This is a genomic window from Hyalangium ruber (genome assembly GCF_034259325.1).
GTDB classification, from domain to species: Bacteria; Myxococcota; Myxococcia; order Myxococcales; family Myxococcaceae; genus Hyalangium_A; species Hyalangium_A rubrum.
Map to the genome: position 1 here is coordinate 176,124 of NZ_JAXIVS010000008.1, position 18,265 is coordinate 194,388.

An 18,265-nucleotide genomic window follows, 5' to 3' on the forward strand; every position below is an offset into this window, starting at 1 on the left:
GGACGTGTCGAAGTCAGGGAAGGCGGCGGAGCCAGCGCCCGAGCAGTATGGGGACGTCGTGGCGCGGCTGGAGGAGATGGTGGCGAAGCTGGAGAGCGGCTCGCTGTCGCTCGAGGAGTCCCTCAAGGCCTTCGAGGAAGGCATCCGGCTGGTCCGCAAGGGCGAGAAGCTCCTCAGCGATGCGGAGCAGCGCATCGAGCAGCTGCTGGTGGACGAGGACGGCCGGGAGGTGGTCGCCCCGCTGCCGGTGGGTAACCGGCCTGCTCCCGCGGCGGCTCCCAAAGCCGCCGCCGCGAAGCCGCCGCCGGAAGACGATGTGCCGTTCTGACGGAAGCGGGGCGCGGAGCCGCCATGGAGAAGCCAAGAATCATCATCGTCGATGACGACCGCGACACGCGGGAGCTGCTCTCCTTGGCGCTGGAGAGCGAGGGCTTCGAGGTCACCAGCGCGGCCAATGGGCTGCGGCTGATCTCCTCGCTGCAGTTGCGCCGCCCGCACCTCATCCTCCTGGACGTGAACATGTCCTGGATCGATGGCTTCGAGCTGTGCAAGGCGGTGAAGAAGAACGAGAGCTTCCGGGACATCCCGGTCATCTTCGTCAGCGGACGTGGGGAGCCCGAGGATCGGCGGCGGGGCATCGAGGCCGGCGCCGCGGACTACTTCGTCAAGCCGCTGGATCTCAACCGGCTCATCGCCCGACTGCGAGAGCTGGTCCCGGCCACCGTGCCGGAGGAGCACTAAGAGCCGTGAACGCCCTAGAACTGCAGTCCTTCCTGCGAGTCCAGCAGGTTCGGGTCGAGAACCTGCTGCGCAGCCGCGCCGAGCCGCTGGAGTCCTCGGGGGCGCCGGTGCGGCTGGCCGAGGCCATGCGCTACTCGCTGCTGGCCGGAGGCAAGCGGCTGCGGCCCATCCTCTGCCTGGTCTTCGCCGACACGCTGATGCCGCAGGGCTCCTCGATGCACGTGGCGGAGGATGCGGCGTGCGCGCTGGAGTTCGTCCACACCTACTCGCTCATCCATGACGACCTGCCGTCCATGGACGACGACGACCTGCGCCGGGGGCGGCCCACCAGCCACAAGGTCTTCGGGGAGGCGATGGCGATTCTCGCTGGGGACGCGCTCTTCTCGGAGGCGTTCGTGCTGCTGGCCTCTGGCACGGAGCCGGTCCGCTCGTCGCTGTGCCGCGAGCTGGCGGTGTCCTCGGGCGCCACGGGCATGGTGGGCGGACAGGTGTTGGACATCGCCGAGGATCGGCCCGCGCAGCTCGACTACCTCAAGCGCCTGCACCGGCTGAAGACGGGGGCGCTGGTGCGTGCGGCGTGCCGCATGGGCGTGATGGCCGCCGGGGGCAGCGAGGATGCGCTGGCGCGGGCGGACTCGTATGGCGATGCCATCGGCCTGGCGTTCCAGATCGCCGACGACATCCTGGACGTGACGGGCAGCGCCGAGGCCATGGGCAAGCCCGTGGGCGCGGATGCGGCGGCGGGCCGCCACACCTTCCCGGCGGTGATCGGGCTGGAGGCCTCCTGGGTGCTGGCCGAGCGCAAGGTGTCGGAGGCGCTGGCCGCGGTGGAGCCGCTGGAAGGCAAGGACGGCCCGCTGGCGGCGCTCGCGCGCTACATGGTGGAGCGCAACAGGTGACAGGGCTTCTCTCGGGCATTCACTCGCCCGCGGATGTGCGGGCACTGCCCGAGGCGGAGTTGCCGCGCCTGTGCGAGGAGCTCCGGGAGGAGATCGTCTCCGTCTGTGGGCGGGTGGGCGGCCACCTGGGCGCCTCGCTCGGGGTGGTGGAACTGGTGGTGGCGCTGCACCGGGTGTTCCACTCGCCGCAGGACGCGCTGGTGTTCGATGTGGGCCACCAGGCGTACGCGCACAAGCTGCTCACGGGGCGGCGCGAGCGCATGGGGACGCTGCGGCAGGCGGAGGGGGTCGCGCCCTTCCTGGATCCGCGCGAGAGTCCGCACGACGCGTTCGCCGCCGGGCATGCCTGCACGGCGGTCTCGGCTGCACTGGGGATGCTCGAGGGCTGGAGCGTGCTGGGGCGCAAGGGGCACGCGGTGGCCATCGTCGGGGACGGGGCGCTCACCGGTGGCCTCACCTTCGAGGGGCTCAACAACGCGGGGGGCGCGCACCTGCCGTTGGTGGTGGTGCTCAACGACAACCAGATGTCGATCTCCGCCAACGTGGGCGCGATTCCGGCGCTGCTGCGGACGCGGGAGGCCCGGGCCTTCTTCGAGGGGCTGGGCTTCACCTACCTGGGGCCGGTGGACGGGCACGACCTGGGGGCGCTGCTGAGCGCGCTGCGAGAGGCGCGGGCCTCGTCGCGGCCGGTGGTGGTGCATGCGATGACGCAGAAGGGGCGGGGCTTTCCTCCGGCGGAGGCGGATCTGCAGACGCGGGGCCACGCCATGGGGCCCTACGAGTGGCGGGACGGGAAGCTCGTGCGCTCACGGGGAGGCCAGCGCACCTTCAGCGAGGCCTTCGCGACCGCGCTGGCGGATGCGCTGGCGAAGGACCCACGGGTGGTGGTGGTGACGCCCGCCATGCTGGAGGGCTCCGCGTTGGTGGAGCTGAAGACCCGCTACCCGGACCGCGTGCATGACGTGGGCATCGCCGAGCAGCACGCCGTCACCTTCTGCGCGGGCCTGGCGCGCGCGGGTGCCCGGCCCGTGTGTGCGATCTATTCCACGTTCCTTCAGCGCTCGTTCGATCAGGTGATCCACGACGTGTGCCTGACGGGACTGCCCGTGGTGTTCGCGGTGGACCGGGCGGGGCTGGTGGGCGCGGACGGAGCCACGCACCAGGGGGCCTATGATGTCTCCTCGCTGCGGGCGGTGCCGGGGCTGGGGTTGATGGCGCCGGTGGTGGGGGAGGACATTCCTCCGATGCTGGCCACCGCGCTCGCGGCGCCGGGGCCCACCGTCATTCGGTTTCCCCGAGGCACCCTGCCGTCGCCGCCGCCCGAGCTGCGGTTGGATGAGGCTTCCGTGAAGGGGGCGCGCTGGGTGTTGCGGGCGCAGGCGCCGCGCCTCACGTTGGTGACGCTGGGGCCGCTCGCGCTGGCCGCGCTGGAGGCGGCGAAGGCCGAGGCCGGCTGGAGCGTGCTGGATGCGCGCTGTGTGAGCCCGCTGGACTCGGAGGCGCTGCTGGCGGCCGCTGACAGTGGGCACGTGGTGGTGGTGGAAGAGGGCTCGACGCGAGGAGGCCTGGGGAGCGCGGTGCTGGAGCTGTACGCCGCGCACGGGCGCACGCCTCGGGTGCGGCTGATGGGGATGCCGGATGTCTTCATGCCGCACGGGGACGCGCGGGTGCAGCGCGCGGCGCTGGGGCTGGACGCGGAAGGAATGAGACGGGCGGGCAGGGAGCTGCTGGGAGAGCGCCCGTGAAGTCTCGCAAGGAGCGCATCGACGTGCTGGTGGTGGAGCGGGGGCTGGCGGAGTCGCGCGCCAAGGCCCAGGCGCTCATCCTCGCCGGGCAGGTGGTGGTGGACGACCAGCGGGTGGACAAGCCCGGGTCCCAGGTGTCCGTGGACGCGGAGCTGCGCCTCAAGGGCGAGGTGCTGCCCTACGTCTCGCGTGGAGGGTTGAAGCTCAAGGCCGCCATGGATCGCTTCGGCCTGGATGTGCGCGGCAAGGTGTGCGCGGACATTGGAGCGAGCACAGGAGGCTTCACCGACTGCCTGCTGCAAGAGGGGGCCACGCGGGTCCACGCCATCGACGTGGGCTACGGCCAACTCCACGAGAAGCTGCGGAAGGATGAGCGCGTGCGCTCGCGTGAGCGCGTCAACGCGCGTTATCTCACCGACGAAGATCTGCCCGAGAAGGTGGGAGTGGCCGTCATCGACGTGAGCTTCATCTCACTCACGCAGGTGCTGCCCGCCGTGCTGCCGTTCCTGGAGCCGGGTGGACTCCTCGTGGCCTTGGTGAAGCCTCAGTTCGAGGTAGGGCGCGAGCGCATCGGTAAGGGTGGGGTGGTGAGGGATGTCGCCGCCCGACAAGAAGCCATCGACACCGTGACAGCGTTCGCACGCGAGCAGGGGCTTACCGTGCGCGGGGTGATGGACTCTCCCGTACCAGGGCCTGCCGGCAATGTGGAAGCGCTCCTTGTCGCTGACAAGCCGCGCTGAGAAGGGCCTCATGACGGATCTCTTCACGCCTGAAACACTCCCTGTACTCGCTGCTCGTATCGAGCGCGCCCAGGCCGCGCAGAACGCCGCGTGCGCTCGCGTCGCCTCCCATGGCGTCGTACCCCTGAGCATCGCTGGGGGGCAGGTCATCTTCGCGGGGGCCGGCTCACCCTTGACGCAAGCGGTGGCGCTCGCGCTCGGGCAGAAGATGACCACCGCTGAGTTCGACCAGGTCGAGGCGCTGCTCGGTCGCGAACCAGGGCCCATGCAGATCGAGACGTGCCCCTACACGGACGCCACTCTGCTCGCGCTCCTCGCAGAGCGCGGCTACCGGATTTCCGAGTTCCAGCAGGTGCTCGTGCGCGCGATCGAGACCTCTGAGGCTCCTCCGTCCGGGGTGGACATTCGCCCCATCCGCGCTGGCGAGGAGGAGCGTTGGGCCCAGGTGATCTTCGAGGCGTTCACGGACGGCGCGCCTTTGGACCCCGCGCTCGTCTCGCTCATGCTCCCGGCTACCCGAGCCGAAGGCACGACGTGCTTCATGGCACTCGTCGACGGGGTTCCAGCTGGAGGCGGCGCCGTGGCCGTGCATGACGGCATCGCCACCCTGGCCGGAGCAGGCATCAAGGTCCCGTTCCGGCGGCGAGGGCTCCAGACGGCGCTCGTGCGTGCGCGCCTGGCGTTCGCGGCCCAGGCCGGCTGCGCGATGGCTTCGAGCAGCACGCACCCCGGCACGACATCCCAGCGCAACCTGGAGCGCATGGGGTTCCGGATCGCGTATCCGAAGGTGGTGCTCGTCCGCTCCAAGGAGGGCTGAGCCACCCTGTCGAGCGAGCGGCCGGACAGCGTGCTTCGGTCAACGTTCGCTTCCGGAACACTTGCCCTTGCCAACTCGCACGCCGATGTTCTCTCGGTTCCGCTCGCAGGGGAGAGACATGCGCGTGATTCTTGTGGTTGCCGCCGCTGTGACGCTGGTCGCCTTTGGAGAGGCCCGCGGAGAGCCTGTCGAGACCCGGTCTCCCAACGGCCGTGACCAGAAGCCCGCCTTCTCCGGGCAGACCCGCGCGCCGAAGCCAGAGAAGGCGAGCCAGGTCCAGACCGAGAAGGTGGCCTCGGGGCTCGACCACCCCTGGGCGCTGGAGTTCCTCCCCGACGGGCGCATGCTGGTGACCGAGAAGAAGGGGCAATTGCGCATCGTCGATGCCAAGGGCCAGCTCTCCAAGCCCGTGAGCGGCCTGCCCAAGGTCGTCGATGACGGGCAGGGTGGGTTGCTCGATGTCGCTCTCGACCCGAACCACTCCAGCAACGGGCTCATCTATTGGAGCTACTCCGAGCCTCGGAAGGGCGGAAACGGCACGGCGGTCGCGCGCGGACGTCTCGTTACCCAGGGCCAGCCGCGCGTCGAGAAGGTTCAGGTCATCTTCCGCCAGCAGCCGACCTTCGAGTCCGACAAGCACTTCGGCTCGCGGCTGGTCTTCACTCCGGACGGCATGCTCTTCATCGTCCTGGGGGAGCGCTCGCTGCCGGAGTCCCGGGTCAAGTCGCAGGATCTCGGCACTCACTTCGGCAAGGTCATCCGCATCAACCCGGACGGCTCGGTGCCGAAGGACAACCCCTTCGTGGGACGCGCGGGGGCTCAGCCCGAGATCTGGTCGTATGGCCACCGCAACATCCAATCCGCCGCGCTCGATTCGCAGGGGCGGTTGTGGACGGTGGAGCATGGCCCGAAGGGTGGTGACGAGCTGAACCGTCCCCAGCCCGGCAAGAACTACGGCTGGCCGGTCATCACCTACGGCATCGACTACTCCGGCAAGCCGATCGGCCAGGGGATCACCGCGCAGGAGGGAATGGAGCAGCCCCTCTACTACTGGGATCCGGTGATCGGGCCTTCGGGGATGGCGTTCTACTCGGGAGACCGGTTCCCCGAGTGGCGGGGGAACATGCTGCTGGGCGGGTTGGTCAGCGAGGGAATCGTGCGCCTGGTGCTGGACGGCGATCGGGTCGCCAGCGAGGAGTGGATTCCCCTCGATGCGCGTATCCGGGACGTGAAGGTCGGCCCGGATGGGGCGGTCTATGCCATCACCGACGAGGGGGATGGACGCATCCTGCGCGTCCTCCCCGCCCAGGGGAAGTAGAGGGACACCGGTCCTCTACTCCCGCTCGTCTCGATCGAAGCGGCCATCCGAGTCCTGGTCCACGCCGATGCGCCACTGGGTGCCCTGGGGCACGACGGTCCAGGTGAGCTCGTTGCCTGGGCCGGCTCGCATCCGCAGTTGCGCGGCACTCACCCGCTCCCAGGCCCGGTCGGACTGGAACTCCCCCTGGCCCGCGTAGGTGTAGCCGCGCTCGAGTCCTCCCTGCCGGCCCTTCACCACCAGCCCCACCTTGCCGCTGTCGGCCAGCGCGAGGAAGGTGTTCAGCAGGGCGCTCTCTGCCGGGGAAGGATAGGCCGAGTTCAGCGTCACCTGCCGGCCCACGGCCGCGTGCGTGTCCTTGCTGTCGGGGCCCGGCGGCTCGAACAGGTTGGTCTCGGAGCCGCGCGGCAGATCCGAGCCGGAGAAGGCCAGCAGGAACGCCACCAAGTCGGCCACCTCCTGATCGTTCCCAGGGAAGAAGTTGGGAGTCCCCGCGATGAACCGCGCGATGGAGTCCATGGCGCCGTGGTGGGCAAAGCCAAACCCCGCGAGGCTCTCCGACTGCGTCAGCTCCATGCCCACCTTCTCATAGAGGTTGCGCAGCTGCGGGATCTTGAAGACCACGTTGGTGTTGGAGTCCGTGGAGGCCAGGCGCAGGTGGCTCTCGCCGTCGGAACCCTTGGGGAAGGGGACGAATCGATCGTGCTTCCAGGTCATGTTCGTGCCCAGGCCGGTGGGCAGCGTGTGGCAGGTAGTGCAGGCGAAATTGGGAAGCGTGGGGACACTCATCAGGCGCGGATTGCGGAAGAGGGCAAGACCGTTGACGGCGTTGCCGTTGGGCAGCGGCTGTCCGGCGGGCGCGAAGCGGCCGGTGGTGAAGTGCCCCGGCAGCGGCAGGTGGGTGGGCAGTGAGTTGTCGAGGTTGCGGAACGGGTTGGGCGGGAAGGTGAGCGTGGCCAGGAAGTCCTCGAACTGCCGCATCTCCTCGGAGGAGAGCTGCGCGTTTTTGCCCTGGAGCTTCACAAAGGCGGGGTTGAACTCCTCCAGCCTCTTGCGGTCCCCACGCCAGTGCAGCGGCTCCTTGCCGATGATGTCCTGCAGCGTCTGCGTCGTCATCGGCCCCTTCATCGGGTGGGCCCGCTCGAAGCCGGGGACGTCTATCGGAAATGAGAAGCCCAGCTCCGTGTTCTGCCCATCGAACGAGAACATCCCTCCGCTCGGGTCTCCCAGATCCCACGCCAGCCGGTCCATGCGCCCGTCCACATGGCACGAGGCGCACGCGACGTGGCCCAGGCCCGAGGTCTCATGCGTGCCGTACAGGTGCTTGCGCCCCACCTTGATGGGGGAGGGCGTCGGGTCGAAGAAGGGCACTCGGACCTTCTCCTGGTAGTCATTCAGGCCCACCACCGAGACGCTGGCAGCGAAGCGGTTGAGCACGTAGAGCCGGCCGCGCGCCTCATCCACCGCCAGGCCCGTGGGCCCCTCGTCGACCTCCACGCGCGCCACGCGCTGGCCGGAGCGATTCACCACCACCACGTTGTTGGAGCCCATGCCCGCCACGAACCCGCGGGTGCCTGCCGCGTTCCAGGCGACGGCGCGCGGGTCGCCGATGGACTTCTCCCGCTCGGACTGCGCCACCGTGGGCGTGCTGTAGTCCAGGTGAGGGTTCAGGTCCCAGCGGCCCACGAGAGCAGGCGCGGCCGGATGCACCGCGGCCAGCCGCACCCGCAGGAAGCGGCCGTTGACGTTCGGCTCGAAGCGCACCTCGTTGGTGGCATCCGTGCCGACCACGGTGACCACGCCGCTGGGGTGAACCGCCAGCGCCATGTTCAGGTTCATCAGCCCCCGGGCATAGGAGACCGACAGCGTGGCTGCGTCGATGATGGCCAGGTCCCGATCCGGCAGGTCCCAGCCCACCGGGCGTCCAGAGGCATCGGCTTTGGAGCCGCTGACGAGCTTCGTCCAATCACCGGCGTTGTCATCCATCCACCGGCCCTTGGCGTTCTTCTTCACGATGAGCGCCACGGGAGGAGGCGCCGGCAGTGTCGGATTGATGGACGGGCTGAACACCGAGCCCGAGTTGGGCGGAGGATTGACGCCGTCATAGGGACCGAGGGGGTCGCTCACGGCGTTGGGCGGGAAGCGGTTGGGCAGCAGGTTGCCACCCCCGAGCACCGTGCTGCCGTTGCCCGACTCGAAGATGGCCGCATACACCTTGCTGCCATCCGGGCTCACCGCCAGGGCGCGTGGGTCTTCTCCCAGCAGCTTCAAGCGCTTGAGCACGACCTGCGGCTGGGCAGGGTTCACCACCATGACGGTGTTGACCTGGGAGCAGGTGATGAAGGCCCGCTGCGGCGAGCCCGCGAAGACGACATCCGCGGGCTCGTCGTCGGTGTGTACGGTGGCCACCACGTTGAGCGTGGTGAGATCCACGATGCTCACGCTGTCGGAGATGTGGTTGACGACCCAGGCCTCCGTGTTGGAGCGGGCACGCACCGACACGGGATCGAGCCCCACCGGGATGGTGGCCACCAGCCTCGGCGCCGGGCCAGAGGCCGTCAAATCAAACACCAGCAACCGATTGTCCGCCGTGTTCACGGCCAGCAGCCGGGTGCCGTCCGGCGTCATGTCCAGCGGGTGAACGTGCGGGTTCTCCCAGTTCACGAATGAGGCTGCGGCGAGGTTGTGAACGGGAAGGAACCAGGTAGCGAGCAGCGCCCAATACACCAAGACTCGATGGGTGAAGATCATGAGGTGTCCCCCGGGCAAGCAATGAACTCACGTCACCCCGCGCTGCCTTGTGGCAGCCGGGTAAGAGAGAGATTGCGCCTGGGGACACGCCGGGGCTGTGAAGCCCCTCACATGGGAACGGTGAGAGGCTTCACTCGGGACCGCGAGAACTCCGCTACGTCGCCGAGGCCGTGCCCGGCTTGCGGCGGAGGAGCGCGTCGAGGCTCCACGGGCCCGGACCCGCCGCGGAGATGTAGAGCCAGAGGAAGCAGTAGAAGACGGCGGGCGCGCCACCATTGAGCACCGGCCAGAAGCCCTGACCCGCGTGCCCCATGAAATAGGCCACCGCCATCTCACCCGACACCAGGAAGGCCACGGGGCGGGTGAACAAGCCCACGAGCAGGAGGGTTCCTCCCACGAACTCCATGGCCCCCGCGAAACCTGCCAGCGACGCGAGCGGAGCGGTACCGCCGCCCGGCATCACGGCCCCGGGAAACGCGAAGAGCTTCGTCGTACCGTATTGGAGGAAGAGGAACCCCGCGATGATGCGGAGGATGCTCAGCACATACGGGGTCCACGAACTCCAGCGCTCGGTCAGACGGGACATGCTCGGGCTTCCTTCCGGTAACGGGGAGGGAGCGCGTTCTAGTCGAAGCGTGCGCCGCGAGTCATTGCCCGGGAGGGGCGCGAGCGTCCTGGCGGACGTTCTCCCGCGCCCGAGCTCCGGGGTTTCCTGCGTTTTCTATGCGGAGGCGCCTACGGCCGCACCTGCCGGTACTCGGACGGCGTAAGCGGGCGCACCAGGTTGGCGCCGATGCGCAGCCAGAGCGCACCGGCGCTGTCCACCGCCGACGCGATGCTCCCGGCGTTGACCTGGTAGCGGAACAGCTCGCCCTTCTCGGCCGTGTCCGTGCCGATGATCTCCAGCGGCTGCGGCGCCGGCAGGCCATCCTGCGGTATCGGGCCGGCGAGCAGATAGAAGGCCTGCGGGAAGTTGCCGGCCCCCGGCTGCACCTGGAGGATGAGCAGCGCGCCCTCGGGGCTGAGCGGGGCCTGGTCCTTGTTCATGATCGCCCCGTTGCTCGCGTTGAGGATCCACACCTTCTGGGGCGCGATGGCCGCCAGCCGGCTGCCATTGGCGAACGGCACCGTCGCCACCACCTGTCCCGGCAGGTACTGGCTGGCCCAGCGCTGCGCCGTGCCCTCGCAGCCATTGCCCTGGGTGGCGCACGCGATCACCTGCGTCAGGTTGTTCGCGCCCGGCAGCGCCAGGTACAGCAGCGAGCCGTCCGCGTTGAAGGTCGCCGGGGGCACGATGTCCGCCGCGAGCTCCGCCGCCGTGAGCCGCGTCATGAGATAGGTCTGCGTCTCCAGGCCGCCCGTGTTGGGGTTCTGGTCTCCGTAGTCCACGAGCGACACGACGATGGCCGTGTCATTGCCCGGCGTGTTGTCGCTGGTGACGCTGGGCACCATCACCCGTCCGTCATTGCGCGGCAGCGCCGCGGCGATCATGGAGCCCCGGGTCGCGTAGGCCCACTTGGGCACTCCGTTCGGGTCCTCGTGGCTCATGCGGTACAGCCTCGACGCGTCATAGACGAGCGCGTCACCGCCAGGGCCCACCGAGAGCAGGTCCAGCTTCACCGCCGTCCTGCCGGTGATGTTCAGCTGCTCGTCGAACGCGAAGGCGCCCACGTTGGGGGTCCACAGCCAGCGCTTGCGCGAGGAGGGGTCCAGGCCGCTGATCGACGTGGCGCTGGTGCAGACATACCCGCGGGGCATGGCCTTGGAGATCTGCGAGATGGCCGGGCCCGTCTTGGTGACGCGGAAGAGGAAGGGCGCGCCGAACACATCGTTGCCGCACCCGATGAAGTTCACCGAGCCGCCCGAGCCCTCGGCGACGAAGTAGTCGGGCACCACCTGCAGCCCGCTGCCGGCGGCGGGTTCGATCACCTCCGCCACGGGGAAGAAGGTGGCCGGCTGCGGCTGGGAGTCGTTCTGCCGCCCGTCCGTACAGATCACCCGGGCCTTGAGTGACAGCAGCGCGGCGATGCCCCGCGTGTACGGGATCTCGTTTTGCTGCAGATCCACCGTGACGGTGCCGCTGCCGCTGTAGGCCACGGTCTTGAGCTGGGTCTCCTGGTCGTAGATCGCCAGGGTCTGGATCTGATCGCAGCCGGTGGCGCTCACCTGCACCGTGAGCTTCTGGCCCACGGTGTTGGGCTGGGGCACCGACAGGACCGCCTGGGGCGGATCCTTGATGGGCGGCTTCGTCTCCCCACCACAGGAGAGAGCCAGGAGCGGTACGACGAGCAGGGCGGCGCGCGAGGGCGCCAGGCGGTTGGAGTCCTTCATGGCCCCCGACTCTACCGCGCGAGCCGCCCTGGCGGCATCACCGCTCGAGGATGAAGAACTCCACGCGCCGGTTGAGCTCTCGGCCTCGGGGCGTGAGGTTGGGGGCGATGGGCTTCGTGTCGCCGTGTCCCACGACCTCCAGACGCGATGCGTCGATGCCCGCCTGGGTGAGGTAGGTGGCCACCGCCTGCGCCCGTTCCTTGGACAGTTGGAGGTTGAGCTCCGGGTTGCCCTGATTGTCCGTGTGGCCCTCGATGCGCAGGCGCTGGAGATCGTTGCGCACGATGGCGTCCACCACCTGGGCCAGCAGCGGGTAGCTGTCAGCGAGGATGACCGTCTTGCCGGGGCTGAACTGGACGGGCTGGAGCAGCTCCAGCTTGTTCTCCTTCACCTCCACCAGCTTCTTCTTCGGCTCGGGCTCCAGCTCGAAGGCCAGCTCCTGCGTGGCGCCCTCGGCCACCTGAACCGCTCGCGTCTGCGCCAGGTAGCCCGGCGCGAGGACGTTCACCACGTAGCTGCCGGCGGGCACCTCCACCTTCGTGGGCGCGGTGGAAGACTCGGAGAGGGTGAGTTCCTGCTCCTTGGCGCCCTTCAGCCGCAGGGTGGCCGCCACCGGCTTCTTCTTGGAGGTGGTGGAGAAGGCGAAGGCGGCCGGTTTGGCCACGGCCTCCATGGCCACCTCCACCGTGGTCGTCTGCCCCGCCGTGAGCGTGGCGTCCTGCTCCACGAGCTTGTAGCCCTCCTTCTGGATGGCCAGGCGCACGCCGCCCGCGGGCAGCGCGTGGGTGAGGAAGCGCCCGGTCGCGGGATCCGTCGCCACCGGCGGCAGCCCGGCGCCAGGCACCGTCACCAGCACGCCCGCCAGGGGCTTGCGCGTCTGGGCGTCCACCACCACGCCGGAGACCTGTCCCGTCTGGAGCGCCGCGGGGCCGTCCACCTTCCGCTCGCGCACCGTCTCGACGATCTTCGTGGTGGTGCCGCGCTGGAGCAGATCCACCGTATAGGAGGCGCCGAAGAACAGGTTGAAGGGTGGGGTGGCCGGCACGCCCAGGCCCACCGTGCGGGTGAGGCCGAACTCGGCGCCCACGGTGAAGGTGATGTCGCGCAGAGCGGTGACCTTGGCGCCCAGGCCCAGCGTCTTCTGCGCCGCGCTGGCCGCGGACACGAGCCGCCCATCGGGCGACACCAGCCCTCCGCTCTCCGTGCCCAGCGGGTAGGCCAGGTTGAACTCGAGGAACGGCGTCACCGCCGTCAGCGGCGCCTCCACCCCGAGCCCCAGGCCGAGGCGGTTGTAGCGGTTGACGTTGAGCGCGTACTCCTCGGCCGCGTTCAGGCGGGTGCTGTTCACCAGATCGCCCGTGCCGTCGAAGATCAGCCCGAGGTTGGCGTGGGCGCGCAGCGGCACCTTCTCGTTGAACTCGCGCACGTCATAGGTGGCGAGCACGCGCGGGGCGAAGCCGAAGGCATACCGGTCGACGTCCTGGTTGCCCACGCCGGAGAAGGACATGACGCGCAGCTCGGCGCCGGCCCGGAAGCCGGGGGCCCACTGGCGCGAGCCTCGCGCGCCCAGGGAGATGTCCCCCAGGGCCTGGATCAGGTTGGGCGAGGAGCGCGAGTTGGTGTTCGCCGAGACGGTGTAGGCGCCGAAGACCTCGAGGAACTCGAGCGGCACGTAGGAGAGCGCGAAGGTACCGGAGGTGCGCGTGTTCTCCGCGTCCTGCACGGGGAAGTTGGAGTTGGCGAAGTACTCGCCCGTGGCGGAGAAGCGCAGCAGTCCACGGGGGCCCGGATCCGAGCCCGCCACGCGCAAGAGCCCTACGCCGCCCACCATGCCCGAGGTGTGGCGCAGGTTCTTCCGATCATTCCACGGGTTGCCCAGGGTGGAGGGGCTGTGCGGCTCGCTGCCCGGAAGGAAGCGCTCCTGCGTGGAGACGACGGCGGGCTCCGGCTCGGCGGGCTTCGTCGGGGTCGGCTCCGGCTTCGCGGTGGCGGCGGGAGGCGTCGCGGCCGGCGTGGGCGGCGGGGCGGCGGCAGGTTCGGCGGCCGGCTTCGAAGGAGCGTCAGCGGCGGGCGTGGGAGCGGCCGGCACGGGAGCGGCGGACGCGGGAGGCGGCTGCGCGTCCGGCTGCTTCTCAGGGGTGGGGGCCGGAGTGGCTGGCGTGGAAGAGGAGGGTGGGGAACTGGGCGGAAAGGTATTCCACTCGTTGGGAGCCTGAGCGTGAGCGAGGCTCGTGGCGAGGACCGCCGTCAGCAAGGAGGCACGCAGGCAGGCGAGCGGCGGGAAGGTTCGCGAAGGACGCACGGCGGGCGAGTATACGCCTCGCTTCTCCCCTCTCAATTCCTGGGACGGCTGGCTTTCACGGGCCCGCTGGTCCACTGCCCGGTTCAACGGCATGATAATGATTCCATGACTCGGGCACGGAGCGGCCAGGGTCCATTCTTTTGAGGGGACGGTTTGAGTCCCCACCTGTCGAGGAGCGCCTTGAGAGTCGCGATGTCGCCGGAGCTGCGCGGTCGTGTCCTGGTGATCGGTGCGCGTACGGCCAGTGAGGCCCTGCTCTCGCGTCTCGCGGAGAGTGGCTTCGAGTGCGCCATGGCCGAGGACGTGGACGGCGTGCCGCCTCTGGTCGTCAGCCTGCAGCCCGAGGTCATCCTGCTGGCGGCGGCGACCAAGCGGGCGGCGGAGATGTTGGAGGGCCTGCGCAACATCGAGCAGCTGCGCCACGTGCCGGTGCTGGCGGACGTGTCGCGCTCGCGCTCTTCCTCCGAGGCGGTGAAGAAGCTGGAGGTGGACGGCTTCATCCGTGGCACCGAGGAGATGGTGCCGAGGCTGGAGGCGGTGCTGCGCGCGGGGCGCCTGCGCGAGAGCGAGGAGCGCACCCGCCTGCGGATGGGGATGCTCCTGGAGATCACCCAGGCGACCACCAGCTCGCTCGAGCTGGAGGAGATGCTGCGCATCGCGGTGGACAAGGTCGGCCGCGTCACCGGCTCGGACCGCTGCTCGGTGGTGCTGGTGGACGGCGCGGAGGCGCCCATCGGCACGGTGGTGGCGACGCAGGAGGATCCGTCGCTCGTGCGGCTCGAGATCGAGATCGCGCGCTACCCGGAGCTGCGCCGCGCGCTGGAGACGCGCCAGCCGGTTCACATCGAGCGGGCGGAGAACGATCCGATCATGGCCGAGGTCCGGCCCAACATCCTGCCGCTTGGGGTTCACTCCATCCTCGTCCAGCCGCTCGTCTGCCAGGACGAGCTGTTGGGCGCGCTCTTCCTGCGCCACTCGCGAGTAGGCACTACGTTCGGTCGCGACGAGCAGGAGTTCGCTCAAGCGGTGGCCGGCGTGCTGGCCAACTCCATCCGCAACGCGCGGCTGCACCATGCCCTCAAGCGCAAGCGCGAGGACCTGGAGCTGGCCTACGTCGAGCGCTACAAGGAGCTGTCGGACGCCAACCGCCGCCTCAAGGAGCTCAACCGGCTCAAGGACGAGATCATCGCGGTGTGCAGCCATGACCTGCGCGCCCCGCTCCAGGTGCTGCTGGGCCACGGCCGGTTGCTCCTGGAGGGCTCCGTCACCGTCGAGCAGAAGCAGTCCATCGAGGCGATGATCCGCCAGGGCCGGAAGATCCTCGGCCTGGTCGAGTCGCTGCTGGAGAAGGGCAAGGGCGAGGCGGCGCGGCTGGCCATCGAGCCGCGCAAGCTGGACGTGGCACAGCTGTGCCGCGAGAGCACCAGCGAGCTGAACATCCTGGCCGGGGAGAAGGGCGTGGTGGTGCGCGCCGAGGCTTCCGAGAGCCTGATGCTGATTGGCGACGAGGTGAAGCTGCACGAGGTGCTGCAGAACCTCATCACCAACGCCATCCACCACGCCAAGGCCGCGGGCACGGTGGTGGTACGCGCCCTGCGGTTGACCCGGCCGGACGGGGACGCGGTGAAGATCACCGTGCAGGACGACGGCGCGGGCATCCCGCAGGACGAGCTGCACCTGGTGTTCGACCGCTACCGCCACGGGCCCAAGGGCACGGGGCTGGGGCTGGCCATCTGCAAGGAGTTCGTCGAGCTGCACGGCGGGGAGATCTGGGCGGAGAGCCCTCCGGAGGGCGGCTGTACCTTCGTGTTCACCCTGCCGATGGCGCAGGACGCGCTGAAGAAGAAGCCGCAGGAGAAGCAGGAGCAGCAGCAGCCGCGCGTGCTGGTGGTGGAGGACGAGGCGGAGATCGCCGCGGTGCTGGCGGAGGTGCTTCGCTCGCGCTACCGGGTGGACGTGGCGCGCGACGGCCAGGAGGGCGTGGCCAAGGCGCGCAACATGCGGCCGGATCTGGTGGTGATGGACGTGTTCCTGCCCAAGCTGGACGGCCTGGAGGCCACGGTGGCGCTCAAGTCCTCCACGGACACGGCGCACATCCCCATCATCCTCTTGTCGGCGCACCAGGGCGTGGCTGAGAAGGTACGCGCGCTCAACCTGGGCGCCGTGGACTACATGAGCAAGCCCTTCAACGCGATGGAGCTGCTCAACCGCACCGAGCGTGCGCTCAAGTCGCCCACGCCCGAGCCGCGCGGTGAGCTGCCGAGCCCCCCTCCGGCCCCGGTGATGCTGCGCACGGGCAACGATCCGGGCACCAACCTGTACGACAAGCGCACCCTGCTGGCGAAGCTGGAGGTAGAGGTCTCCAAGAGCCGCCGCTACCACCGGCCCCTGAGCGTGGCCGTGCTGCGGCCGGAGCGTCCACTGGCGGACATGCCGAGGGGCGCGGGCGACGTCATGCGCAAGCGGCTGCGGACGCTGGACGCCGTGGCCCACATGGGCTCGGGCGTGCTCACCCTCATGCTGCCCGAGTGCAACGTGGAGTCGGCGCGCTCCGTCATCCAGCGCCTGCTGCCGGAGCTGCAGGCAGCCTCGGGTATCTCCTTCCAGCACGCCATCGCGGATGTGAGCCAGGACAGCGATGCGGTGGACCGCATCCTCGATCGCCTGGGCGCCCCCGTGCAGGGCTAGGGCCTGCACCCCGCGCGCGCACGCGCTAGAATGAGAGTCCGCGTGCGCTCCCTTCGTGCCATTCGAGCCGTGCCGCTGCTGGGCCTCGTGAGCCTGGTGGGCCTGTCCGCCTTCGGTGCGCCGTCTCGCCGGCCCAAGGTGGACCGGGAGGCGATGCGCGAGGCCATCGTCGCGGGGGATGAGGTGGAAGACTTCTCCTCGCCCGCCAGCTACGCGCACTTCCTCCAGGCCCGGCGGCTGCACCACACCGGAGAGCACCGCTCCGCGGTGGACGAGCTGCGGCTGGCGCTCGCCACGGATGACGGCAACCCCTACCTGCTCACCCAGCTCGGCGAGGAGTATGCGCGCCTGGGGGAGCTGGCCAAGGCGGAGGCCGAGCTGCGCAAGGCGGTGGAGCGCTCGCCCCGCTACTACCCGGCCCACGTCATGCTCGGGCGCGTGCTGCTGGAGGCCAAGCGCACGGCCAGCGCCCGGATGCACCTGCGCCGTGCGGTGATGTTGCGGCCGAACGAGCCCGAGGCGTACCTCGTCCTGGCCCAGCTCTACCTGGAGACCCGCTCGCCCGAGGAGGCGGTGAAGGTGGTGGAGGAGCTGGGCGCGGCGCTGCCGGGAGAGGCCTCGGGTTACCGGCGCCTGGGCCTGGCCCTGGCGGAGCGGGGGGACCGGGTTCGCGCGGAGCGGATGCTCACGCACGCCGTGGAGCGGGACCCGGGGGATGTGGAGGCGTGGGTGACGCTGGCGCGGCTGTACGAGACCGGCGGGCGCTCCGCCGAGGCCGAGGAGGCCTTGTCTCGCGCGCTGGAGCGGGATCCGGACAACCGCGAGGTGCTGCTGTCGGCGGGCCGCATCGCCCTCAAGCTCGGAAGCGCCACGCGGGCGCGGGCGTACTTCGATCGGCTGCTCTCGCTCACCCACGATCCGGAGCTGACGGTGCGGGTGGCCTTCGCCTTCCTCGCCTCGCGCGAGACATCCTCCGCGGCGGAGGTGCTGGACATGGCCCGCAGGGGGAAGCCGAGCGAGCCCCGCATCTCCTATTACGCCGGGCTGGTGCATGAGCGGCGGCGCCACTACGCCGAGGCCGCTGCGGCCTTCGCGGAGGTGCCCGAGTCCTCCGAGCTCTTCGACGAGGTGCGCGTGCGCCGCGCGGGGTGCCTCTCCCGGGCGGGGGAGCACGCCCATGCGCTGGCCCTCTTCCAGGCCGCCGCCGAGGACCATGCGGACGACGTGGGTCTGTGGGTGCAGTACGCCCGGGCGCTCGAGCGTTCGGGCGCACCGGACCGGGCGGAGGCCGTGTTGAAGGAGGCGCTGGACAAGAGCCGCTCGCCCGAGCTGTACGAGGCGCTGGCGGCCAGCCTGCAGCGGCAGGGGCGCTCGGCGGAAGGGGTGGCGCTGCTGCGCGAGGCCGTGGCCCAGAAGCCCCGGGACGAGGGGCTGCTCTACGCGCTGGGCACTGCCTACGAGCAGCAGGGCGAGGTGGACCGCTCCCTGGCGCAGATGCGCCGGGTGCTGGAGCTCAACCGGGACCACGCCGCGGCGCTGAACTTCATGGGCTACGTGCTGGCCCAGAGGGGCAAGGAGCTGGCCGAGGCGGAGCGGCTGGTGTTGCGCGCGCTGGCGCTGCGGCCGGACACGGGGGCCTTCCTGGACTCTCTGGGCTGGGTGTACTTCCAGCGTGGCGAATATCAACGGGCGGTGGAGGCGCTGGAGCGGGCCTCGCAGCTCGAGCCGGACGAGCCCGTCATCCTCGAGCACCTGGGGGATGCCTACCAGCGGGCCTCCCGGAGCGCCGAGGCGGCGGCCACCTGGCGCCGGGCCCTGGAGGTGCTGGCGCTGGATCCCGAGGTGGCTGACCCACCCCAGCAGCGCTCCCAGCTCGAGCGGAAGCTGAAGATGCTGTCCACGAGGCCAGCGGGCCGCTAAGTTCCCGGCCTCG

Annotated in this window: 13 protein-coding genes; 9 read left to right on the plus strand and 4 right to left on the minus strand. The window is 69.9% G+C overall.

Annotated elements, in window-relative coordinates:
* Positions 1-4: 4 nt before the first annotated feature.
* From xseB to SYV04_RS23860, 7 genes are all read left to right on the plus strand, one after another.
* A complete protein-coding gene (xseB, locus tag SYV04_RS23830; RefSeq protein ID WP_321548168.1) occupies positions 5-328 on the plus strand; it encodes an exodeoxyribonuclease VII small subunit in 324 nt (107 codons plus the stop codon).
* 23 nt (positions 329-351) lie between these two features.
* A complete protein-coding gene (locus SYV04_RS23835) occupies positions 352-741 on the plus strand; it encodes a response regulator (RefSeq protein WP_321548169.1) in 390 nt (129 codons plus the stop codon).
* Positions 742-746: 5 nt separating this feature from the next.
* Positions 747-1,640, plus strand: coding sequence for a polyprenyl synthetase family protein (locus SYV04_RS23840; protein ID WP_321548170.1), 894 nt, complete (start codon positions 747-749; stop codon positions 1,638-1,640).
* On the plus strand, positions 1,637-3,385 hold the full coding sequence (locus SYV04_RS23845; protein WP_321548171.1) for a 1-deoxy-D-xylulose-5-phosphate synthase: 1,749 nt from the start codon (positions 1,637-1,639) through the stop codon (positions 3,383-3,385). The genes SYV04_RS23840 and SYV04_RS23845 overlap by 4 nt, the downstream gene beginning before the upstream one ends.
* Positions 3,382-4,125: a TlyA family RNA methyltransferase gene (locus SYV04_RS23850; RefSeq protein ID WP_321548172.1), complete on the plus strand. Its 744-nt coding sequence runs from the start codon at positions 3,382-3,384 to the stop codon at positions 4,123-4,125. Before SYV04_RS23845 ends, SYV04_RS23850 begins: the two co-directional genes overlap by 4 nt.
* A gap of 10 nt (positions 4,126-4,135) precedes the next feature.
* Positions 4,136-4,942, plus strand: a complete 807-nt coding sequence (locus SYV04_RS23855; protein ID WP_321548173.1) for a GNAT family N-acetyltransferase — start codon at positions 4,136-4,138, stop codon at positions 4,940-4,942.
* A gap of 118 nt (positions 4,943-5,060) precedes the next feature.
* On the plus strand, positions 5,061-6,260 hold the full coding sequence (locus SYV04_RS23860; RefSeq protein WP_321548174.1) for a PQQ-dependent sugar dehydrogenase: 1,200 nt from the start codon (positions 5,061-5,063) through the stop codon (positions 6,258-6,260).
* A 15-nt stretch (positions 6,261-6,275) separates the two neighbouring features.
* Here SYV04_RS23860 and SYV04_RS23865 read toward each other — a convergent pair whose 3' ends face one another.
* The 4 genes from SYV04_RS23865 to SYV04_RS23880 form a co-directional block, all read right to left on the minus strand.
* Complete coding sequence (locus tag SYV04_RS23865) at positions 6,276-9,011, minus strand: YncE family protein (protein ID WP_321548175.1); 2,736 nt, start codon at positions 9,009-9,011, stop codon at positions 6,276-6,278.
* A 154-nt stretch (positions 9,012-9,165) separates the two neighbouring features.
* Positions 9,166-9,597, minus strand: coding sequence for a DoxX family protein (locus SYV04_RS23870; RefSeq protein WP_321548176.1), 432 nt, complete (start codon positions 9,595-9,597; stop codon positions 9,166-9,168).
* Between the two features lie 149 nt (positions 9,598-9,746).
* Complete coding sequence (locus SYV04_RS23875) at positions 9,747-11,342, minus strand: hypothetical protein (protein ID WP_321548177.1); 1,596 nt, start codon at positions 11,340-11,342, stop codon at positions 9,747-9,749.
* 37 nt (positions 11,343-11,379) lie between these two features.
* Complete coding sequence (locus SYV04_RS23880) at positions 11,380-13,644, minus strand: OmpA family protein (protein WP_321548178.1); 2,265 nt, start codon at positions 13,642-13,644, stop codon at positions 11,380-11,382.
* A gap of 192 nt (positions 13,645-13,836) precedes the next feature.
* Between SYV04_RS23880 and SYV04_RS23885 the strand changes: the two genes are divergently transcribed.
* Entirely contained in the window at positions 13,837-16,332 is a 2,496-nt protein-coding gene (locus SYV04_RS23885) for an ATP-binding protein (protein WP_321548368.1), read from the plus strand.
* Positions 16,333-16,362: 30 nt separating this feature from the next.
* Positions 16,363-18,252 carry a tetratricopeptide repeat protein gene (locus SYV04_RS23890; protein ID WP_321548179.1) on the plus strand — a complete coding sequence of 630 codons (1,890 nt, stop codon included), beginning with the start codon at positions 16,363-16,365 and terminating at the stop codon, positions 18,250-18,252.
* The last annotated feature ends 13 nt before the right edge of the window (positions 18,253-18,265 follow it).

What these genes read in the sequence shown, in the direction of transcription:
- SYV04_RS23855 (WP_321548173.1), top strand. Translation starts at nt 4,136, where the DNA reads ATGACGGATCTCTTCACGCCTGAAACACTCCCTGTACTCGCTGCTCGT.
- SYV04_RS23835 (WP_321548169.1), top strand. Translation starts at nt 352, where the DNA reads ATGGAGAAGCCAAGAATCATCATCGTCGATGACGACCGCGACACGCGG.
- SYV04_RS23890 (WP_321548179.1), top strand. Translation starts at nt 16,363, where the DNA reads ATGAGAGTCCGCGTGCGCTCCCTTCGTGCCATTCGAGCCGTGCCGCTG.
- SYV04_RS23870 (WP_321548176.1), bottom strand. Translation starts at nt 9,597, where the DNA reads ATGTCCCGTCTGACCGAGCGCTGGAGTTCGTGGACCCCGTATGTGCTG.
- SYV04_RS23860 (WP_321548174.1), top strand. Translation starts at nt 5,061, where the DNA reads ATGCGCGTGATTCTTGTGGTTGCCGCCGCTGTGACGCTGGTCGCCTTT.
- SYV04_RS23875 (WP_321548177.1), bottom strand. Translation starts at nt 11,342, where the DNA reads ATGAAGGACTCCAACCGCCTGGCGCCCTCGCGCGCCGCCCTGCTCGTC.
- SYV04_RS23885 (WP_321548368.1), top strand. Translation starts at nt 13,837, where the DNA reads ATGTCGCCGGAGCTGCGCGGTCGTGTCCTGGTGATCGGTGCGCGTACG.
- SYV04_RS23865 (WP_321548175.1), bottom strand. Translation starts at nt 9,011, where the DNA reads ATGATCTTCACCCATCGAGTCTTGGTGTATTGGGCGCTGCTCGCTACC.